The sequence below is a fragment of the Pontitalea aquivivens genome, from assembly GCF_046507575.1.
Lineage (GTDB): Bacteria > Pseudomonadota > Alphaproteobacteria > Rhodobacterales > Rhodobacteraceae > Pontitalea > Pontitalea aquivivens.
Genome location: NZ_JBKFEY010000035.1, coordinates 1 through 17,913, shown reverse-complemented (window position 1 = coordinate 17,913; position 17,913 = coordinate 1). Strand labels below are relative to the sequence as shown.

Sequence of the window (17,913 nt, the reverse complement as noted above, 5' to 3'; positions counted from 1 at the left end):
ACAAGACTGCATTTATCGATGTGACGATCGGCAGAGAACAATGCCCACCCCTCGCGAATCCCTCCTCGCTGCGTTGCACAGCCAGCTTCAGGTCCTGGACACCGTGGTGCTGCGCAACGCGGTGCTGCCGGAACGGATCGGCCGGAAGGGTCTGCTGATCCTGCGCGATGGCGAACCTGGGGAGCCGGAGGTGACTCTGTCGCCGCTGCGCTACCATTACCGCCACCGGGCCGAGATCGAGGCGATCGTGCAAGCGGCCGAGGGGCGCGATGCGGCGTTCGACTGGCTGATCGCGAGCCTCGGTGCGGTGATTGCCGCCGACCGAACGCTGGGCGGGCTCTGCGACTGGATCGAGGCGGAAGCGCCGCAGCCGGTGGACTTGGCCCTCGAGGGGGCCGCGAGCCTGAAGGCGGCGGTAATCCCGGTCGTGCTTCACTATTCGACGGCCGATCCGCTGGCGTGATCGGGCGATCTCAGCAGGTTCCGTAATAGCCGCGCGAGAAGCGGCAGTATTCGGTGGCGACGCCGCGGCGGATCATTTCGGCGGCAATGTCGCGGCCATCGGGCAGGAAGCACTGCCCGACGACGCGGCCATAGCGATCCATGTCCCGGACGCGGCAGTCGAGGGTCTGGCCCGAGATCAGGGACCACAGGGTTTTCGTCGCGGCCGATCCGCCCCGCTCGTTGCGCTCGGGCGCATCGAGGCCCCAGACGCGAATGCGCCGCGAAGTGCCGCTCAGCGTGAATGTGTCGCCGTCGAGGATTTTGCTGACGCGGGCCTGGATCCGCTCCTCGGCCTGCAGCTCGACCGGAACGAGCAGCGCCAGACAGGCGATCAGGGCCAGAGACCAGCGATGCGGGGCCGATGCTGCGGCCCTGCGGGATAATGCAAATCTTCTCATGCCGAGATGTTTGCCAGCGGCGGGCTTGCGCGACAAGGCCTGATCGGCCCCTCCGCGGATCCGACCCAACCGACAACAGGAGATAACAGATGGCACGTGCGCAGGGCGCGCGGGCGCAGATGGCGCTTGCGTTCGAGACGAGTTACGGCACCCCGCCGGCGGGTGGGTTCACGCGAATGCCCTTTGCCAGCACGACGCTCGGGGCGGAGCAGCCGCTGGTGAGTTCGGAATTGCTGGGCTATGGCCGCGATCCGCTGGCGCCGATGCGCGATGCGGTGACGGCCGATGGCGCGGTGGTGGTGCCGATCGATGCGCGCGCCTTCGGCTTCTGGCTGAAGGCGGCCTTCGGGACGCCGGTGACTACCGGCACCGATCCCTACACGCATGAGTTTGCCTCGGGCGGCTGGAGCCTGCCGAGCCTCTCGATCGAGACGGGCATGCCCGAGGTGCCGCGCTACGCGATCTATTCGGGCTGCGTGGTCGATCAGATTTCATGGGCGATGAACCGGGCCGGCCTGCTGACGGCGACGGTAAGCCTTGTGGCGCAGGGCGAGACGACGGGAACGACCAGCACGGCCGGTACCTTGGCCGAGATCGACCTGCTGCGGTTTGGCCATTTCAACGGCTCGATCCGGCGCAATGGCGTGGCACTTGGCAATGTGATCTCGACGCAGATCACCTATGCCAACGGGCTCGACCGGATCGAGACAATCCGGTCGGACGGCAAGATCGACGGGGCGGATCCGGGGATGGCGGCGCTTACCGGCAGTCTCGAGGTGCGCTTTGCCGACACGGTGCTGCTCACGCAGGCGGTGAACGGCACCGAGTGCGAGTTGGAATTCGCCTATACCCTGGCGAGCGGCGAAAGCTTCACGCTGACCGCGCATGCGGTGCATCTGCCCAAGCCCCGGATCGAGATTGCCGGGCCGCAGGGCATCCAGGCGAGTTTCGACTGGCAGGCGGCGAAGGGGATCAGCCCGGCGCGGATGTGCACGGCGGTGCTGGTCAATGACCTGGCGGGGTATTGATCATGTTGAGACTCGATCTGTCGCAGGAGCCCGGCTGGCTTGACCTGATGCCCGGGGTCCGGGTGCAGCTGCGCCCGCTGAGCACGGCGCTGATGGTTGCGGTGCAGCGTGACCCGGCGGTGCGGGACCTGCCCGACGACGCCCCGGAGGAGGTCCGCGCAGTCGCGGCCGCCAAGGCGCTGGCACGGCGCGCGATCCTGGCCTGGGAGGGCGTGGGCGACGGGGACGGTCAGCCGATCCCGGTGACCCCGGAAGGGATCGACGCGCTCCTCGAGATCTGGCCGATCTTCGAGGCCTTCCAGAGTGGCTATGTCGCGAGGGCCCTGCTGCTGGATGCAGAAAAAAACGCCTCATCGCCCTTGCCGACTGGCACTTTGGAGGGGGCGAGCGCTACTGCGACGCCTGCCAAGGGCCGTGCCCGGACTGCCCGGCGTGGCTGAACGCGCCGATCACCTTCGAAGGGGAACAGATCTGGGATCTGGTGGGCCGGCTCGGCGGGCAGTTGCGCGTCGCGGGCGGACTCGGCGGCGGCACGATCCTTGGCTGGGACATGGGGGCAGCGCTGGCCATGGCGCGGGCGCTGGGGATCGACGCACTTGTCGTCGCCGAAGTCCTGCCCGCGCTCGAGGCGGTGATGGTGCGCCGGCTGAACGCGCAGATGGCGGAGGGTTCTGCCCCCGGCCTCACCCCCTGACCTTCTCGATCAGGGTAACGCCCGGCAATCCTTCGAAATGCCTGTCGCAGGTCAGAAGTGTCGCCCCACGGACCCGCGCGGTGGCAAACATGATGGCATCGGCCGTCGCAAGCTTGTGCGCGCGGCAGGCTTCGGCCGCGGCCAGCGCGATTTCGGTGTCGAGCGAGACGACCTGACAGACCTGCGTGAAGGCGATCACCTGATCGGCCTTGTCCTCGCCGACCTCGCGCGTGAGCCATTTCGCGAGTTCCAGCTGCACCATGGTCGGCACCAGCCACTCGACCTGATCGGGCAGATGCTCCGCCACCCGCTCGCCGGTCGGCGATCCGATCAGCCATTCGATCCAGGCAGAGGTATCGACGAGGATCATCACACCCGATCCGCACGATCACGGTAATCGGTGGCGGAGGCCCCGCGCGCGAGCCCCTTCAGGTCTTCCCGCTTCGGAACCGGCACCAGGAGCACGCCGGTCCCCTTCGGAATGAAGGCAAAGGTCAGCCCGGCTTCCCAATGCTGCGCCGTGCGGATCGCCTTGGGGATCGAGATCTGGAACTTCGAGGACAGGGTCGCGGTTTCGGCCATGATCATACGCCTTCTTTATCGATGCAAATAACGTAAGAGCGCAGGCGCGCGAACGCAAGGATCCCGTACATGGCTGAGAAACGTGTTTCCGTGCGCCTTTCGGCGGTTGGCGGCCGCCAGGTGCGGGCGGAACTGGAGGGGATCGGGGCGGCGGGATCGCGCGGCTTCACGCGGATCTCGCGGGAGATGGATCTGGCCACTGCGCGGCTGGCGGCCTTTACCCGGCGCGCGAAGCTGGCGGCTGCGGCGGCGGGCGCGGCGGTGGCGACGGCCGGGGTCGCGCTGGTGCGCTCGGGTCTGCAGACGGTGGATGCACAGGCCAAGCTTGCGCAATCGCTCGGCACCACGGTGGCGAGCCTGCAGAAACTCGCGCGCGCGGGCGAACTGGCCGGTGTCGGTTTTTCCGGGATCGAACAGGCAACGAAAGACATGACGCGTCGGCTGAGCCAGGCGGCCACGGCGGGCGGCCCGGTGGCGGAGGCGCTGGACCGGCTGAATCTCTCTGCCGCCGCGCTGCTCTCGATGCCCTTGGACCAGCGCATTGCGGCGGTTTCCGCGGCGATGGAGGATTTCATCCCGGTGACGCAGCGCGCCGCTGTGGCGGGGCAGATCTTCGGCGAGGAAGGCTCGATCGCGATGTCGCGCATCGACACCGCCACGCTGCGCCAGGCGACCGAGGACGTCCGCGACTTCGGCGTGGTGGTCTCGGAAGCCGATGCCGATCAGATCGAGCGCACGAATGATGCGCTCTCGCGGCTCGGGCTGATCTGGCGCGGGGTGTCAAACCAGCTCGCGGTGGCCGCCGCCCCGGCGCTGGAGGCCGTGGCCAGTGCCATGGCCGCGCTCGCGCGCAGCACGGGCCCCTTGGGGAGCGCGATCGGCCTCGCCTTCGACAATATCGGACGTCTCACGGCCTATGCCGCGACCTTTGCCGGGGTGATGGCCGGGCGCTGGGTGGCCTCGCTGGCGCTGGCCGCGCTGTCGGTGAAGGGCCTGACGCTCTCGCTTGTCGCTCTGCGCGGCGCGCTGATCCGCACCGGGATCGGCGTGCTGATCGTCGGCGCCGGGGAACTGGTGCATCAATTCGCAAGGCTTGCCACCGCCACCGGCGGCATCGGCACTGCCCTGTCGCTGCTCAGGGATCTCGCAGTTCAGGCCTGGGACCGCCTTGCTCTCTCCGCCGCCGCCGCCTGGTCCCGGGTCGAGTCCGGCTGGGCTGCGGCCCAAGCCGGGATCCTCGAAGGCCTGCAGCGCGCGCTCGATGCCGTGGTCGGCTGGGGCAACCGCGCGGTGGGCACGTTCCAGGGGGCGTTTGACGCGGTCAAGGCAATCTGGGGCGCCCTGCCGCAGGCGATCGGGGATTTCGCCTACCGCGCGGCGAACGGGCTGATCGCGGGCGTCGAGGCGATGCTGAATGCGGTCGTCACCCGGATCAACGGATTCATCGAGGGACTGAACGCGGCACTGGCGCTCTTGCCCGACTGGGCCACCGGCGGTGACGGGATCCGCATCGGCACGCTGGGCGCTGTCGATCTCGGCGGGCTCGCAAACCCCTTCGAGGGCGCGGCTGCGGCTGCGGGCGATGCGGCCGGGGAAGCGTTTCAGGCGGCGATGGGCAAGACCTATGTCGCAGTCCCCGATCTCTTCGGCGGCAGGACGGAGGCCGCGCGGGGCCGGTCGAGCGCCTATGCCGAAGCCGCCGACAAACTCGCGCAGGCCGCGGCACGTCCGCTGCCGGCCTGGGCTGCGCTTAAGGACGCGGTGACAGGAACCGAGGATGCGCTGGAAGACACCGTCCCGGTCACCGGCGATCTGGCAGAGGGCTTTGATCAGGCCGCCGCGGCGGGTGGCCGGGCCGGTAGCGCCGGGAAGCAAGCCGCCGAAGAGACCAGACAGGGCTGGGAGGCGGTGCGGGCGGCGCTTACGGATTATGCCGATCAGGCGCGTCGCATCGGCGAAGGTGTGGGCGAAGCGCTGGTCGGGGCCTTTCGCAGCGCCGAGGAGGCGGTGGGCACTTTCGTGCGCACGGGAAAGCTCGATTTCCGCGACCTGGTGACCTCGATGCTGGCCGATCTCGCGAAGCTCTCCTTCCGCAATGCCGTGACCGGCCCGCTGGCCGGCTGGCTGGCCACTGACTTCTCGGGCGCCAGCCGCGCCGGAAGCACGGCGCTCCTCGGCGCCAGCATCCTGCATGCGGGCGGCACCGTTGGGGTGGATGGCACGGAACGCAGGGTGCCGGCCACGCTCTTTGCCGCCGCGCCGCGGATGCACGCGGGCGGCTGGGCCGGGCTCAGGCCCGACGAGGTGCCGGCCATCCTGCAACGCGGCGAACGGGTGCTGTCGCGGGGCGAGGCGCAGCGTGCCGGGGGCGGTCCGGGGTCCGGCGGCGGCATTGTCGATGTGCGGGTCTTCGTCGAGGGCGGCAGTCTGAAGGCGGAGGTGGTGCAACTGAGCGGGGCGGTCGCCGCGCGCGTGGTCGAGGGCTATGACCGCGCCCTGCCGCGCCGGTTGCAGCAGATCGGCCGCGATCCGCGCAAGGTCTGAGGGGAACGACCATGGCTGAGGACGACCCGATCGCGGCCGCCGCCTTCTGGGGCGGGCTGCGCGTGGCCACGGCCAGGTTTTCGCTGGGCGAGGCGCTGAGCCACTCGCGCACCCGCGGCGGCGAGATCCTGGTGGCCGATCAGGGCGCCCGGCTCTGGACCGGAACGGTGGAGCTCTGGCAGGCGCGCCATGACGCCGCCGATGCGGTGATGGCCCGGATCGAGGCGCTGCAAATGGCCGGTGCCGCGCTGATGGTCCATCCCCTGCCACGCCCCGGGCCGATCCATGATCCGGAGGGGGTGGTCCTCGGCGCCGCCACCCCGGTGATCGCAAGCCTCGCGCCCAATGCCCGCGCCCTCACGCTCTCGGGCCTGCCCGCGGGCTATCTGCTCTCGCCGGGTGACATGCTGGGTTTCCCCTATGGAACGCCCGTCAAATACGCCCTTCACCGCGTCGTCGTGGGGGCAACCGCCGGGGCCGGCGGCAGCACCGGCCTTCTCGAGCTGGTGCCCGGGATCCGCCCCGGCGCCAGTCTCGGCACGCCCGTCAGCCTGGTCCGCCCCGCGATGAAGGCCCTGATTATCCCCGGTTCGGTGAACCCGGGTCAGGGCCAGGGCATCTGGCGCCGTGGCATCGCCTTTTCCTTTATCCAGACCTTGATGTAACCATGCGCAGCTTCGATCCCGCGACCGCCGCCCATCTCGCCGCACGCCGTCCCACAATCGCGCGCCACCTGCTCTGGATCACGGCGCGCAACCGCAGCACCGGGGCGACCGAGTCCCTCGGCCTCTGGACCGGGGAATATACCCGCAGCTTCACCATCGAGGGCGCGCCGCGCGACTATCACGGCGTCGGCGCCATCCTCGATCTGCCGCAGATCACCGGCCAGATCGGCGTGGAGGTCCGCACCCATCGGGTGACGCTCTCGGCGCTCTCGGCGGAAGCCCAGCAGCTGATCCGCGGCTATGATCCGCGTCTCGCCCCGGCCGAGATCCACCGCGTCCTCTTCGACCCGCAAGCCCCCACCACGCCGATCGGCGCGCCGGTGCGGATGCTGCGCGGCTGGGTCGATGGGGTTACCTTCAACGAGGCGGGATCGGGGACAGGGCCCAGCGAACACACCGTAGAGCTCACGCTGGTGAGCCATGCCCGCGGGCTGACGGTGCCGCTGCCGCTGCGGCGCTCGGATGGAAGCTATAGCTTGCGCGGCGGCGACCGGATCGGGCGGTATTGCGACGTTTCCGGCTCGGTGCCGATCCATTGGGGGGAAGCACGCTGATGCGCACCCCGGACTGGCGCACTAGGCTGCAGGCGCATCTGGCCACTGCTGCGCGCAAACCCTTTGCCTATGGCACGCATGATTGCGCGCTCTTTGCCTTCGGTGCGGTGCAGGCGATGACCGGCCTCGACATGGCCCGCGGGTTTCGCGGCTACCGCACGCTCGCCGGGGCGATGAAGCGGCTGCGCAAGGCGGGGCTGGCCGATCAGTTCGCGCTGGTCGGGCGGCATCTGCCCGAGATCCCGGTGGCCTATGCCCGGGTCGGCGATCTGGCGGTGGTGCCGGGCGATGCGGGCGAGGCCTTTGGCGTCGTGCAGGGCGAATACATCCATGTGCTGCAAAAGGACGGCCTGGCGCTCGTGCCGCTCCTGGCGGCGACACGCGCTTACGAGGTGAACTGATGCCGCCCGTCGGAGCCTTCCTCGCCGGGGCCGCCTCGTTCCTGACGACCGGGGTGGTGGCCGGTGCCGGCATCACCGGTGCCTGGGCGGCGGGAGCCGCCACCGCGAGCTTCCTGACCACGACCGTGGTGGGGCGGCTTCTGACCACGGTGGCGCTGAGCGCGCTCTCGCGCGCGATGGCGCCCAAACCCCGAACGCCCGGCCTTGTCACCGAGACCACCACGACCGGCGAGGCGGCCTCGCAGGCGAGCCTCCTCGGCTTCTATGCCACCGCGGGCCATCATCTCTGCCCGCCGATGACCCATGGCACGCATGGCAAGACGCAGAACGCCTATCTGACCTATGTCGTGGCCCTGTCGGATCTCCCCGGCTGCACGCTGCAGCGGCTCCTGGTGAACGACCAGCCCGTCACGCTGGCGACAACGCCGGATGCCAACGGGTTTCTGGGCGCGACCGGGCGTTTCGCGAACTTCCTCTGGGTGAAGGTTTACGACGGCACCCAGACGGTCGCCGACCCCTGGCTGCTGTCAAAATACGGCACCGGCACGAAGCAGGACATATCGGTGGGGCGTCCGTGGCTGGGCGACATGGTCGGGCCCGGCGTCTGCTATGCCATTATCAACTTCCGCTATGACCGGCCGCGGTTTTCCGGCTTGCCGAAGCTGCTGTTCGAGATCATGGGCGTGCCGCTCTACGATCCGCGCAAGGACAGCACGGTCGGCGGCAGCGGGGCGCATCGCTGGTCGGATCCCGCCACCTGGGAGCCGAGCGCAAACCCAATCGTGCAGGTCTACAACATCCTGCGCGGGATTCAGCTGCCCGGTTCTGGCGTCTGGGGCCTTGGCGTGCCGGCGGCCGATCTGCCGCTGTCGAACTGGTTCGCGGCGATGAATGTCTGCGACCAGCCGGTGGACGGTGCGCCGCAATACCGCGCGGGCTATGAGATCCGGTTCGACGACGAGCCCGGCGCGGTGATCGAGGAACTCCTGAAGACCTGTTCCGGCGCCCTGTCCGAGATGGGCGGGGTCTGGAAGGTGCGCGCGGGGGCCGCCGGTCTGGCGGTGCATTATTTCACCGACGAGGATCTGGTGCTGGGCGACAGCGCCAGCTTCACCCCCTTCGGCTCGCTGAACGAGACCCACAACGGGGTCACCGCGAGCTACCCCGACCCCGAGGCGCTCTGGCAACCGAAGGAAGCGCCGCCGCGCTACAATGCCGCCTGGGAGGCGGAAGATTTCAATCGCCAGCTGGTGGCCGCGCTCGATCTGCCGGCCTGCCCCTATCCGGTGCAGGTGCAACGGCTGATGCGGGCCTGGATCGAGGACGAGCGCCGCTTTCGCCGCCACAGCCTCACCCTGCCACCCGATGCCGCGATCCTCGAGCCGCTCGATGTGGTGTCCTGGACTTCGGCCGAGAATGGCTATGTCGAGAAGACCTTCGAGGTGGTCGAGATCGGCGATGATCCGGGCACCATGATCCAGCACCTCGCGCTGCGCGAGGTGAATGCCGCCGATTACGACTGGACGCCCGCCGATCAGATCCCCTGGGACATCTCGCCGGTCGGGCCGGATGTGCCGCCCGATCTGGCCCCCGATGCCTTCACCGTCATCGGCATCGAGATCCGCGACGGCCAGAACATCGGCCGCCGCCCCGCGCTGCGGCTGGAATGGAGCGAGGAGGATTTCGAGCTGATCGCGGCGGTGGAGTGGGAGGTGCGGCGCAGCGGCACCGCCGAGGTGATCGCCACCGGCACGATGAACAATCCCGCCGCCCGCGCCGTCGTCGTCTCCGCCGGCCTGATCGGCGCCACGAGCCATGACGCGCGCATCCGCTACATCGCCCCCGGGCTCACCACGCTCTGGACCGGCTGGGTCAGCGCATCGACCCCCGATGTGCGGCTCACGGCCGAGGATATCTCCACCGCCGTGATGCAGGAGATCGCCGCGGCCCAGGCATCGGCGGATCAGGCCGTCGCCGAAGCCTCCTCGGCGCTGGCAAAGGCGCTGTCGGTCGAAGCAACCTCCGAAAGCGCGCTGGTCCTGCGCCCGATCGGCGGAACCGGGGCGGCCAACATCCGCATCGTCGAATGGGACGATGCCGCGGGCGCCGGATCGGCCATCGTCCTGGCCGGCGACAACGTCATCGCGCCGGGCACGCTCAGCACCTCCCGGCTCGTCGTGCACGACAATTCGGCCGTCTTCTCGGAGGTCTTCGACAGCGCCGCAGCGCTGGCGGAATGGCAGAACTACGCCGGGTCGGGCGAACTGGCGATCGTGTCCTCGGCCCATGCCAGGCAGGGCGGCAAGGTCTTGCAGGTGGGCAACAACACGGGCGATGACCAGGCCTGGTATGTCGCCCGCACGCTGATCCCTTTCGACCCCGACAGAACCTATCGCATCCGCGCCGGCCTGCGCAAAAACGCGGGTGCCGGCATGATCTATCTGGGCTTTGTCGGCGTGGCGGCCGATGGCGTGACGCTGGTGAACAATACAGGCGCGAACACGCATACGGCGCAATTCTACGCGCCGAGCGGCGGCCAGTCGCCGGCGCTGAACACCTATACCGAGATCACCGGCTATGTGCGCGGCGTGGGATCGGGAGGCGCAGGCACGCTGGCAAGCCCGCGCCTGATCCATGCCAATGTGCGCTATCTGCGCCCGGTCATCATCGTGAACTACGAGACTGTCGCGGGGCAGACCCTTGTCGATTACGTCAAGGTCGACACCGTCTCGGACGCGACCCTCATCGCCGATGGCGCGATCAGCACGGAAAAGATCGTGGCCGGCGCCATCACCGCGGCCAGCGGCATCATTGCGGATGCCGCCATCGCCAATGCCAAGATCGCCAATGGCGCGATCACCACCGCCAAGATCGCCGATCTTCAGGTCAACACGATCAAGATCGCCAACAATGCCATCACCAGCCTCGTCGCGACCGAGATTTCCTCGGGCAGCCCGACGTTTTCCTTCACCGCGACGGTCGGGACCTCGGCGGTGGTCTTTGCCACCTTCCAGGTCGCCATCTACACCTGGTTCAACTCCGAGAACTCGAATGGCGAGTATTACAGCTACAATGTCTCGCTGAACGGCAAGTCGATCGGGGGCGGGTACACCTCGGTCAACAACACGAACCTCTCGCCCTTCTGGGAAAGCTTCGCCATTCCGGTGCAGATCACCCAGTCCTCGAACACGATCAGCGTCTCGGGCGCGATCGTGTCCTCCTCCTCCAAGGTGGGCCTCGGCGCCCTGAAGGTGCTCAAGTGATCGAACTCACTGTCTATGACGCCGCCACCGGCGAGATCCGCCGCGTGCTGCGGGGCCCGCAGATCGAGGAGCTGATCGCAACGATCGGCCCGGACGAGGCGGTCCTGCCCGGCGCGCTGGACGCGGCGGAGGTCTACATCGCAGCCGGCACCCCCGTGGCCTATCCGCCGAGGCCGGGCCCTTGGGCGGTCTTCGATTACGCCGCAGGCCTCTGGATCGATCCGCGTACAGATGCCGATCTCGCGGCGGCGCTGGACGCCACGCGGCGCGCGGCGATCCGCAGCGTCAATGCCGCCTGCGGGGCGGTGCGGGCACGCTTCGTGACCCAGCTGCCGGGCCAGGAAATGATCTATCTGCGCAAGGAGGCGGAGGCCCGCGCCTTCATCGCCGATCCCGCACCGGATCTGGCGGCCTATCCCTTCATCGCGGCGGAGGTCGGGATTACCCCGCCGGGCGGAACCGCCCTCGATGTGGCCCAGACCTATCTCGCGATGTCGGCGCAATGGCAGGCGATCGGCGCCGCGCTCGAACAGATCCGGCTCGGCGCCATCGGCCAGATCGAAGCGGCCGCGACTGAGGACGCGATCACCGCGGCGCTTTCCGCAGTCCAGACCGCGCTCGAGGGCTTCGCGCCATGAGCCCGCCCTGATCGACGAGACTGCACCACCTGTCCCTCGCATCTGTCCGTTTGTCGCCCGCCCGTGCGGGCATTTTTCCATGGAGGAACCCATGTCATCCTTTTCCGACTATCTCGAGAATGCGCTGCTGAACCATGTGTTTCGCAATACCGCGCTGAGCGCGCCGCCCGCGGTCTACATGGCGCTGTTCACCGCCAGCCCCAGCGATGCCGGCGGCGGCACGGAAGTCGCAGCAGCGGGCTATGCGCGCCAGACCGTCAGCTTTGGCGCGCCGGTGGGCGGCGCCATCTCCAATACGGCGGCCGTGGCCTTCACCGCCACCGGCACGGCCTTCGGCACCATCGTCGCGGTCGGTTTCTTCGATGCCCTTCACCGGCGGCAACATGCTGGCCTGGGATGATATCACCAGTGCCGCGATCGGGCCCAGCGACACGATCGAATTCCCGATCGGCGATATCGACATCACCCTGACCTGATCGGTTTTCCGAGCCTCGCAGGACAGCCGTCATGACAGCCCCCACTCTCACGCATCTTGTCAGCGCGCAAACGATTGCGACCGCCACGTCGCTCTCGTCGGGCAGCGTCACGATCACGGCCGGCCGTCCTGCCATGGCCATTGTCTTCTCTGGCGCACTGAACAGCGACGACAACACCACCCCGCCAAGCTTCAGCGGGGCGGGGCAAACCTGGACGCAGCTGCTCACCACCACCGACGTGTTCGCGGACACAGGCTACAACGACTACATGCGCGTGAGCCTGTTCGTCACCGATGCGAGCAGTGGCGGCTCCGGGGCGCTGACCGCAACACACCCGCCAGGCGAACAGCAGGACATTCTTGCCTTTGCGGTCTTCGACCTGACCGACGGCAGTTTCGCCAGCCCGGAACCCCTGGCGAAGGGCAACAACGCCACGTCGATGACGGATGCTCTGGCCGGGGTCGCGGCGGGCGACAGATACGCGGCGCTCTGTCTCTGGACGAGTTTCTACACCTCATCTCCGGGCGGGTTCACCGCGCGGTCCGGCTGGACGGAGGTCACACAAGTCATTGCGGCAGACGCGGGCTATGGACTTGCATTGCAGGTGCAGCTTTCGCCCGTTGGCGGGGATGCGACTGCGTCGTTCAGCGTCTCGAACACCGGTCAGCTGGCCCTGATCGCAATCCCTCTGGAAGCCGCCACGGCTGGCGAGACGACATGGTCTGCCGCCGCTCACATCGTGTCAGGCAGCGCCTGCGCGGGATCGCAGCGCATGATCCGCAGGCGCAGGGCTGCGCCGACGGCGGCCAGCGTCCCGACGACGATGCGCCGGGTAATCCGGGCCCGGACTGTGACCGCAGCGGCGGGAAGCAGTGTCCTGGGAAGGCCGCGCCTCTTGCAGGCGCGGGGCGTGTCGGTCCAGGGCGCCGCATCGCTTTCCACCACAGCACCGATTGTCTCGCGACGGTACACTGCCGCGGTGACGGGCGGCGCAACGCTCGCAATCGTCGCACGGACCGTCCGCACGCGATCGGTTTCCGTTGTGGCGCAAGCGGTTCTCGCCACCAATGCCAGCGTTGCGGGCTATCGGACGCGCAGCGCGGCGTGCACGGCGCAGAGCAGTGTCGGTCTGTTCGCGCGTATGATCCGGTCGCGGGCGGTTTCGGCGGGCGGGTTCTCCACGGTGTCAGCCAGCGCGCACGTCGCGGGCAAGCTGACGCGTGGCGCGGCGGTTAGCGCCGCGAGCAGCATTGCGCTTTCCGCGCAGGTGTCACGGCGACGATCGGCCGCAATCGGGACGCAGACCGCGGTTCTGGCCAGTGGCAATGTCTCGGGGAAGCTGATCGCCCGATCCGCACCGACGGCTGCCGCGATGGTCACGGTCCAGCTTAGGGTGATCCGGAACCGTAGGTCCGCGGCAGGGGCAAGTGGAACCGCAAATGCGGATCCTCGTATCCGTCGCCCGCGCCGGGCTGGCGTCACCGCAGCCTCCGCGTTGGTCCTCACGCGTCGCGTCATCCTGGCGCGCGCCGCGAATGTGGACAGTGCACCCCTCGTGGCGGTGCGTTTCTGGATCTCGGGCCTCAGTACCAGGCGGCACGCGCTGCCCCGGGCCAGTGCGAATGGCGGCGTGGTGGCGCCATCGGAACGCCGGGGCCGGGTGCAGCCGCATCTGCGCGGCGAAATCCTCAGGTGAAGGAGGAACAGATGAACACCTTCCGGATCAAGCAGGGCGATACATCGCCCGCCCTCATCTTTGCCCTTGAGCCAGCGGCCGAGGTGAACCTCACAGGGGCCAGCGTCGTCTTCAACATGCGCCCGCGTCGCGGCGATCCGACGATCCTGCGCGCGCCTGCGATCGTGGTGCTGGCGACCGGCACGCCCACCGTGCGCTACGACTGGGCGCTTGGCGACACCGGGCAGAGCGGGGCCTATGAGGCCGAGTTCGAAGTCACCTATGCCGATGGCGCGATCGAGACCTTTCCCAATGCAGGCTACATCCGCGTCGAGATCGCGGACGACATCGCCTGATCGCAACCCATTCGATGCTGAGGGAGGCTGACATGGCCGACGAACCCACGATCTGGGGCGAGATCTGGCGCTCGGTCGCGGCCAATGCGACCATTGCCGCGGCGGCCTGGGGGGCAGCCGGCGGCGCCACCTCGGCGCTGGTGATCAAGGTCTCCTCGCGCGATGCGATCCGCCAGATCATCCTCGGCGCGCTCACCTCGGGCGGCATGGGTACGCTCGGTGGCGGCCTCGTCGCGGTCTGGCTTGATCTGCCCGCCGGGGCGATCCCCGCCATTGGTGCCGGCGGGTCGATCGCCTATCTGGTCGGCGTCTTCGGTCCCGCGATCATCGAAGTGCTGCTCACGCGCATTCGCGCCGGGCGCTTGCCGCGGGGCTGAGCGTCATGAAGCCCCGTCTGCATCTGCGCCGCGCGCCCCGCTGCCCCTGGAGCGATTTCCGCCACCGCATCCGCATCGGCCTCGTGATCTTTGTCCTGATCCTGCTCTTGCAGCGCCTCTTCGGCTGCGGCTGAACGCGCGCCGGGCCGTGCGCGGCCATCGCCGGGCGGACAGATCCTGCCCCACACCATCCCAACGCATCGAACCGCCCCAGAGGCGGTTTTTTCATCTGGAGGACCCCATGCCCATTCTGACCTGGTCCCATTGGCGCAAGGTGCCGAAAGGCCTCTGGCGTTGGCCGAACTTCAGTCCGGCCGAGATCGCCTGTCGTGGCACCGGTACGCTGCAGATCGACACCGAGGCCATGGACAAGCTGCAGGCCCTGCGCGACCGGCTGGGCAAGCCGCTGATCGTCCGCTCGGCCTATCGCAGCCCGGAACACAATCGTCGTGTGGGGGGCGCGCCGCGTTCCAAGCACATGGACGGCACGGCCTTTGATATCGCCATGGCCAACCACGATCCCGTTGCCTTCGAGGCGGCGGCGCGGGAGGTCGGGTTCCTGGGGTTCGGGTATTATCCCCGCTCGGGCTTCATGCATATCGACCTCGGGCCCGCGCGAAGCTGGGGCGAAAAGTTCCCGGCACGGGCAGTGCCGTTCGCGCCGGAAACCCCGCCCGCGCGGGAGGTCCTGGCCGAAAGCCGCACCTTCCGCGGCAGCGGCGCCGCGGGAGCGGCGACCGTCGGTGCGGCCGGTGTGGAGGTTCTGCAAGATGTACTGGCTGAAACGCAGTCCACGATCCAGCCGCTGGTGCCGTATCTCGATGCCCTACGCTGGGTGCTGGTCGCCATCGCCCTGATCGGCATCGCCGTTACGATCCACGCGCGGCTGGACGACTGGAAGCGGGGCCATCGGTGATTGCCTGGCTTCTAACCCACGGCCCCGTCCGCAAGGTGCTGGGCCTGATTCTCGCCGCGGGAGCGATCCTTCTGTTCCTATTCAATCTGCGCCGCACGGGTGAACGCGCAGGGCGCGCTGCCGAGCGGCTTGATGCCAGAGAGAGGAATAATGCCATCCACCGAGAGATGCTCGATGCCGGCACCCGCCGCCCTCATGATCGTGACTCTCTGGCTGACCGGCTGCGAGATGGCCGGTTTTGAAACCGCGGCGCCCTGCCCGCCCGTTGTCGATTACACAGTGGCCGATCAAGCGCGTGCCGCCGATGAGGTCGAAAAGCTGCCGGAACGTTCCGCCATCGTCCGGATGCTCAGTGATTACGCGGTCCTGCGCGACCAGGCGCGGGCGTGCCGGTGAAGTTCAGGAAAGGCCGTAGTTCGTTGAAAAAGAGCGCGTTCGCTTGTGGCCGCCGGCGGAAAGGGGCGGTGAGGAACGGACGCTCGCATGCGTGTCAACCCCCTCACACGACAAGGAGGAAGCTGCCATTCCACAGCTACGCTGGAGCGCATTTCATCGCAGCCCATCGCTATCACATTGAGCCCAGCTCCGCCGCAGGTCGGCAATTAGGCGGCATCGCAGCGTCATGCTGATCTTGACCTTCGGTTTCAGGCCGCGACAGCTATGACATGCGACGCGAGGGCTCAATCGCACCAGTCGCGCCCCGCTGCCAATCGGCACGCTGTCGGGCACCATGACGAACATGACGGATGCGGGAGATAGCGCGATGAGACCGCCCGACCCCGACGCGAGGTCGACCAGAAAGGACGTTGAGCATCTCTTCGGCCAATGCCTTCTGCAGTTTCAGGCCTTTGAGCTGTCAATGAAAGCCATAGTGGCAGAACGCCGCCATCAGCGCGCCGGCCACGATCCGACCAGTTCGGTCGGGCTGATGATCGACCAGATCGCCGCCTCTGTCACCCAACTTGACCCGGACGCACCCTTCACCTATCGCAAAAGCTCCGCAGTCCACTTAGATCGTCAACTGAGTGAACGATGTGATGTTCGCCGCGATCAAACTTAGCACATGGTGCAAAACATCCAGAACGCGCGGCTGATCGTAAAACCGAATGAAGGCCGCGCCGCGCAGTTCCATATGCCACGCGGTTCCTCAAGCACGCCGTCCACTCCCAGGAGGCGTAACGTCCGTAAAAGAAGAAAGCAGACCGATGACCAAAATCTTTGAACCCTATGACCTTGGCCCGCTGACCTTGGCCAACCGCATCGTCATGGCGCCCCTGACCCGCAACCGCGCGGCAGCTGGCTTGGTCCCCGGCCCCCATGCCGCCGAATATTACGCTCAGCGCGCAACGGCGGGGCTGATCATCGCCGAAGCGACGCAAGTCTCTCCCCAGGGCCAAGGCTATCAGGACACGCCCGGCATCTATACGCCCGAACAGATCGCGGGATGGCGGGTGGTGACTGACGCGGTTCACGCCAAGGGCGGCCGCATCTTCCTGCAGCTTTGGCATGTTGGCCGGGTCAGCCACGTCGACCTGCAACCGGGCGGAGCGGCGCCGGTCGCCCCCTCGGCGATCCCGGCGGCGACGAAGACCTTCGTGAACAATACGTTCACCGAGACCTCTATGCCCCGCGCTCTCAACCTTGAGGAAATCCCCGGAATCGTCGCGGACTTCCGGCAGGCGGCGGCCAATGCCATTGCGGCGGGCTTCGACGGGGTCGAGGTTCATGGCGCCAATGGCTATCTTCTGGACCAGTTCGCCAAAGATGGGTCGAACCACCGCACCGACGCTTACGGTGGCTCGGTGGAGAACCGCGCGCGCCTGATGCTGGAGGTGGCCGCCGCCGTCGCCGCCGAGATCGGGCCTGAGCGCACTGGCATCCGCATCTCGCCGGTCTCGCCCGCGAATGGGGTGTCGTCCAGCGACCCGCAGCCGCAGTTCGATTACATCGTCGATCACCTCAGCAAGCTGGGCCTCGTCTATCTGCATGTGGTCGAGGGCGCGACCGGGGGCCCGCGCGACGTGGCGCCCTTTGACTTTGCGGGCCTGCGTCGGCGGTTCTCTGGCACCTATATCGCCAACAACGGCTATGATCTGGACCTCGCCACCGCGCACCTGGCGGCAGGTGAGGCCGACCTTTTTGCCTTCGGTCGCCCCTTCATCGCCAACCCCGACCTCGTCGCCCGACTGCAATCGGGCGCAGCGCTGAACGAAATCAACCCGGCCACGATCTACGGCGGAGGCGCCGAGGGCTATATCGACTATCCTGCGTTGACCAAGGCCTGAACAAGGCAGCGCCGGACCAGGATCGCCTGGTCCGGCACACACCACTTGGCGCCCCGGACCCGCCAAAGCGGGCCGCGTTTCGGGCGCTTTTTCGATCCTATCGCTTCATGCTAAGGTGACGTCTTTGGACAGCGGCAGGGACCGAATGCGTTTGCCACCCGGGCTCCGGTCGCAGCTGGATGAGAGTTCAGTGGCAGGTCACGATGTAAAAGGCCTGACGGCGGCATTGAATTATGATGCTATGCAATTACTCGAGCGGCGGCTTTGGATTGGAAGTGGGCCAGCGCCGCAATCGGATGGGAGCGTCGGCTTCGGGCCGGAAATGACCCGGCTCCTCTCCCAGTTACTGTGAACACAATATAGCGTGATCATGGTGCCCTATCGCTGCCTGCTCTTTACTCGGGCTCGCGAGCTCGATAACCCCGATTTCTCACGTCATCCTCGCACTGCTACGGTCGCGACACGGGCGTATCCGTTTTTTTGGCATGGGTTGCGAT

The 17,913-nt window shown here is 67.7% G+C and carries 22 protein-coding genes; 19 read left to right on the top strand and 3 right to left on the bottom strand.

Annotation, left to right across the window (positions count from 1 at the left end):
• The first annotated feature begins 40 nt into the window (after positions 1 to 40).
• Entirely contained in the window at positions 41 to 463 is a 423-nt protein-coding gene (locus tag ACK8OU_RS18605; protein ID WP_410304849.1) for an acyl-CoA transferase, read from the top strand.
• Positions 464 to 473: 10 nt separating this feature from the next.
• Here the strand turns inward: ACK8OU_RS18605 and ACK8OU_RS18600 are convergent, their stop codons facing one another.
• A complete protein-coding gene (locus ACK8OU_RS18600) occupies positions 474 to 938 on the bottom strand; it encodes a thermonuclease family protein (protein ID WP_410304848.1) in 465 nt (154 codons plus the stop codon).
• A gap of 53 nt (positions 939 to 991) precedes the next feature.
• On the opposite strand from ACK8OU_RS18600, the gene ACK8OU_RS18595 reads away from it, so the two are divergent.
• The 3 genes from ACK8OU_RS18595 to ACK8OU_RS18585 are packed head-to-tail and all read left to right on the top strand — an operon-like array spanning position 992 to position 2,624.
• Positions 992 to 1,930, top strand: coding sequence for a phage tail tube protein (locus ACK8OU_RS18595; protein WP_410304847.1), 939 nt, complete (start codon positions 992 to 994; stop codon positions 1,928 to 1,930).
• 2 nt (positions 1,931 to 1,932) lie between these two features.
• Positions 1,933 to 2,370, top strand: coding sequence for a hypothetical protein (locus tag ACK8OU_RS18590; RefSeq protein ID WP_410304846.1), 438 nt, complete (start codon positions 1,933 to 1,935; stop codon positions 2,368 to 2,370).
• 41 nt (positions 2,371 to 2,411) lie between these two features.
• Positions 2,412 to 2,624 carry a DUF7697 family protein gene (locus tag ACK8OU_RS18585; protein ID WP_410304845.1) on the top strand — a complete coding sequence of 71 codons (213 nt, stop codon included), beginning with the start codon at positions 2,412 to 2,414 and terminating at the stop codon, positions 2,622 to 2,624.
• On the opposite strand, the gene ACK8OU_RS18580 is transcribed toward ACK8OU_RS18585, so the two are convergent.
• Complete coding sequence (locus ACK8OU_RS18580; RefSeq protein WP_410304844.1) at positions 2,614 to 2,994, bottom strand: type II toxin-antitoxin system VapC family toxin; 381 nt, start codon at positions 2,992 to 2,994, stop codon at positions 2,614 to 2,616. The two genes, ACK8OU_RS18585 and ACK8OU_RS18580, sit on opposite strands and share 11 nt — an antisense overlap.
• Complete coding sequence (locus tag ACK8OU_RS18575; RefSeq protein ID WP_250046189.1) at positions 2,994 to 3,206, bottom strand: AbrB/MazE/SpoVT family DNA-binding domain-containing protein; 213 nt, start codon at positions 3,204 to 3,206, stop codon at positions 2,994 to 2,996. Before ACK8OU_RS18575 ends, ACK8OU_RS18580 begins: the two co-directional genes overlap by 1 nt.
• Before the next feature lie 69 nt (positions 3,207 to 3,275).
• Between ACK8OU_RS18575 and ACK8OU_RS18570 the strand changes: the two genes are divergently transcribed.
• From ACK8OU_RS18570 to ACK8OU_RS18500, 15 genes are all read left to right on the top strand, one after another.
• Positions 3,276 to 5,750 carry a phage tail tape measure C-terminal domain-containing protein gene (locus ACK8OU_RS18570; protein ID WP_410304843.1) on the top strand — a complete coding sequence of 825 codons (2,475 nt, stop codon included), beginning with the start codon at positions 3,276 to 3,278 and terminating at the stop codon, positions 5,748 to 5,750.
• An 11-nt stretch (positions 5,751 to 5,761) separates the two neighbouring features.
• A complete protein-coding gene (locus ACK8OU_RS18565) occupies positions 5,762 to 6,415 on the top strand; it encodes a hypothetical protein (protein WP_410304842.1) in 654 nt (217 codons plus the stop codon).
• Positions 6,416 to 6,417: 2 nt separating this feature from the next.
• Positions 6,418 to 7,029: a hypothetical protein gene (locus ACK8OU_RS18560; RefSeq protein ID WP_410304841.1), complete on the top strand. Its 612-nt coding sequence runs from the start codon at positions 6,418 to 6,420 to the stop codon at positions 7,027 to 7,029.
• On the top strand, positions 7,029 to 7,430 hold the full coding sequence (locus ACK8OU_RS18555) for a DUF6950 family protein (protein WP_410304840.1): 402 nt from the start codon (positions 7,029 to 7,031) through the stop codon (positions 7,428 to 7,430). The genes ACK8OU_RS18560 and ACK8OU_RS18555 overlap by 1 nt, the downstream gene beginning before the upstream one ends.
• On the top strand, positions 7,430 to 10,693 hold the full coding sequence (locus ACK8OU_RS18550) for a phage tail protein (protein WP_410304839.1): 3,264 nt from the start codon (positions 7,430 to 7,432) through the stop codon (positions 10,691 to 10,693). The genes ACK8OU_RS18555 and ACK8OU_RS18550 overlap by 1 nt, the downstream gene beginning before the upstream one ends.
• A complete protein-coding gene (locus ACK8OU_RS18545; protein WP_410304838.1) occupies positions 10,690 to 11,331 on the top strand; it encodes a hypothetical protein in 642 nt (213 codons plus the stop codon). The genes ACK8OU_RS18550 and ACK8OU_RS18545 overlap by 4 nt, the downstream gene beginning before the upstream one ends.
• A 91-nt stretch (positions 11,332 to 11,422) precedes the next feature.
• The gene (locus tag ACK8OU_RS18540; protein WP_410304837.1) at positions 11,423 to 11,731 is read left to right on the top strand and encodes a phage tail fiber protein; all 309 of its coding nucleotides are present in this window, start codon (positions 11,423 to 11,425) and stop codon (positions 11,729 to 11,731) included.
• A gap of 107 nt (positions 11,732 to 11,838) precedes the next feature.
• The gene (locus ACK8OU_RS18535; RefSeq protein ID WP_410304836.1) at positions 11,839 to 13,503 is read left to right on the top strand and encodes a hypothetical protein; all 1,665 of its coding nucleotides are present in this window, start codon (positions 11,839 to 11,841) and stop codon (positions 13,501 to 13,503) included.
• An 11-nt stretch (positions 13,504 to 13,514) separates the two neighbouring features.
• Positions 13,515 to 13,838 (top strand): hypothetical protein, encoded by a 324-nt coding sequence (locus tag ACK8OU_RS18530; RefSeq protein WP_250046200.1) that lies wholly within the window; start codon positions 13,515 to 13,517, stop codon positions 13,836 to 13,838.
• A gap of 32 nt (positions 13,839 to 13,870) precedes the next feature.
• A complete protein-coding gene (locus ACK8OU_RS18525; protein ID WP_250046201.1) occupies positions 13,871 to 14,215 on the top strand; it encodes a hypothetical protein in 345 nt (114 codons plus the stop codon).
• Positions 14,216 to 14,220: 5 nt separating this feature from the next.
• Complete coding sequence (locus ACK8OU_RS18520; RefSeq protein ID WP_284040882.1) at positions 14,221 to 14,349, top strand: hypothetical protein; 129 nt, start codon at positions 14,221 to 14,223, stop codon at positions 14,347 to 14,349.
• Positions 14,350 to 14,456: 107 nt separating this feature from the next.
• The gene (locus tag ACK8OU_RS18515) at positions 14,457 to 15,131 is read left to right on the top strand and encodes a YcbK family protein (RefSeq protein WP_410304835.1); all 675 of its coding nucleotides are present in this window, start codon (positions 14,457 to 14,459) and stop codon (positions 15,129 to 15,131) included.
• 195 nt (positions 15,132 to 15,326) lie between these two features.
• Complete coding sequence (locus tag ACK8OU_RS18510; protein ID WP_410304834.1) at positions 15,327 to 15,527, top strand: hypothetical protein; 201 nt, start codon at positions 15,327 to 15,329, stop codon at positions 15,525 to 15,527.
• A gap of 334 nt (positions 15,528 to 15,861) precedes the next feature.
• Positions 15,862 to 16,191, top strand: coding sequence for a hypothetical protein (locus tag ACK8OU_RS18505; protein ID WP_410304833.1), 330 nt, complete (start codon positions 15,862 to 15,864; stop codon positions 16,189 to 16,191).
• Between the two features lie 145 nt (positions 16,192 to 16,336).
• The gene (locus tag ACK8OU_RS18500; RefSeq protein ID WP_410304832.1) at positions 16,337 to 17,416 is read left to right on the top strand and encodes an alkene reductase; all 1,080 of its coding nucleotides are present in this window, start codon (positions 16,337 to 16,339) and stop codon (positions 17,414 to 17,416) included.
• Positions 17,417 to 17,913 lie beyond the last annotated feature (497 nt).

What these genes read in the sequence shown, in the direction of transcription:
- ACK8OU_RS18590 (WP_410304846.1), top strand. Translation starts at nt 1,933, where the DNA reads ATGTTGAGACTCGATCTGTCGCAGGAGCCCGGCTGGCTTGACCTGATG.
- ACK8OU_RS18510 (WP_410304834.1), top strand. Translation starts at nt 15,327, where the DNA reads ATGATCGTGACTCTCTGGCTGACCGGCTGCGAGATGGCCGGTTTTGAA.
- ACK8OU_RS18520 (WP_284040882.1), top strand. Translation starts at nt 14,221, where the DNA reads ATGAAGCCCCGTCTGCATCTGCGCCGCGCGCCCCGCTGCCCCTGGAGC.
- ACK8OU_RS18530 (WP_250046200.1), top strand. Translation starts at nt 13,515, where the DNA reads ATGAACACCTTCCGGATCAAGCAGGGCGATACATCGCCCGCCCTCATC.
- ACK8OU_RS18575 (WP_250046189.1), bottom strand. Translation starts at nt 3,206, where the DNA reads ATGGCCGAAACCGCGACCCTGTCCTCGAAGTTCCAGATCTCGATCCCC.
- ACK8OU_RS18555 (WP_410304840.1), top strand. Translation starts at nt 7,029, where the DNA reads ATGCGCACCCCGGACTGGCGCACTAGGCTGCAGGCGCATCTGGCCACT.
- ACK8OU_RS18550 (WP_410304839.1), top strand. Translation starts at nt 7,430, where the DNA reads ATGCCGCCCGTCGGAGCCTTCCTCGCCGGGGCCGCCTCGTTCCTGACG.
- ACK8OU_RS18535 (WP_410304836.1), top strand. Translation starts at nt 11,839, where the DNA reads ATGACAGCCCCCACTCTCACGCATCTTGTCAGCGCGCAAACGATTGCG.
- ACK8OU_RS18540 (WP_410304837.1), top strand. Translation starts at nt 11,423, where the DNA reads ATGTCATCCTTTTCCGACTATCTCGAGAATGCGCTGCTGAACCATGTG.
- ACK8OU_RS18525 (WP_250046201.1), top strand. Translation starts at nt 13,871, where the DNA reads ATGGCCGACGAACCCACGATCTGGGGCGAGATCTGGCGCTCGGTCGCG.
- ACK8OU_RS18560 (WP_410304841.1), top strand. Translation starts at nt 6,418, where the DNA reads ATGCGCAGCTTCGATCCCGCGACCGCCGCCCATCTCGCCGCACGCCGT.
- ACK8OU_RS18570 (WP_410304843.1), top strand. Translation starts at nt 3,276, where the DNA reads ATGGCTGAGAAACGTGTTTCCGTGCGCCTTTCGGCGGTTGGCGGCCGC.
- ACK8OU_RS18515 (WP_410304835.1), top strand. Translation starts at nt 14,457, where the DNA reads ATGCCCATTCTGACCTGGTCCCATTGGCGCAAGGTGCCGAAAGGCCTC.
- ACK8OU_RS18565 (WP_410304842.1), top strand. Translation starts at nt 5,762, where the DNA reads ATGGCTGAGGACGACCCGATCGCGGCCGCCGCCTTCTGGGGCGGGCTG.
- ACK8OU_RS18500 (WP_410304832.1), top strand. Translation starts at nt 16,337, where the DNA reads ATGACCAAAATCTTTGAACCCTATGACCTTGGCCCGCTGACCTTGGCC.
- ACK8OU_RS18605 (WP_410304849.1), top strand. Translation starts at nt 41, where the DNA reads ATGCCCACCCCTCGCGAATCCCTCCTCGCTGCGTTGCACAGCCAGCTT.
- ACK8OU_RS18595 (WP_410304847.1), top strand. Translation starts at nt 992, where the DNA reads ATGGCACGTGCGCAGGGCGCGCGGGCGCAGATGGCGCTTGCGTTCGAG.
- ACK8OU_RS18580 (WP_410304844.1), bottom strand. Translation starts at nt 2,994, where the DNA reads ATGATCCTCGTCGATACCTCTGCCTGGATCGAATGGCTGATCGGATCG.
- ACK8OU_RS18505 (WP_410304833.1), top strand. Translation starts at nt 15,862, where the DNA reads ATGACGAACATGACGGATGCGGGAGATAGCGCGATGAGACCGCCCGAC.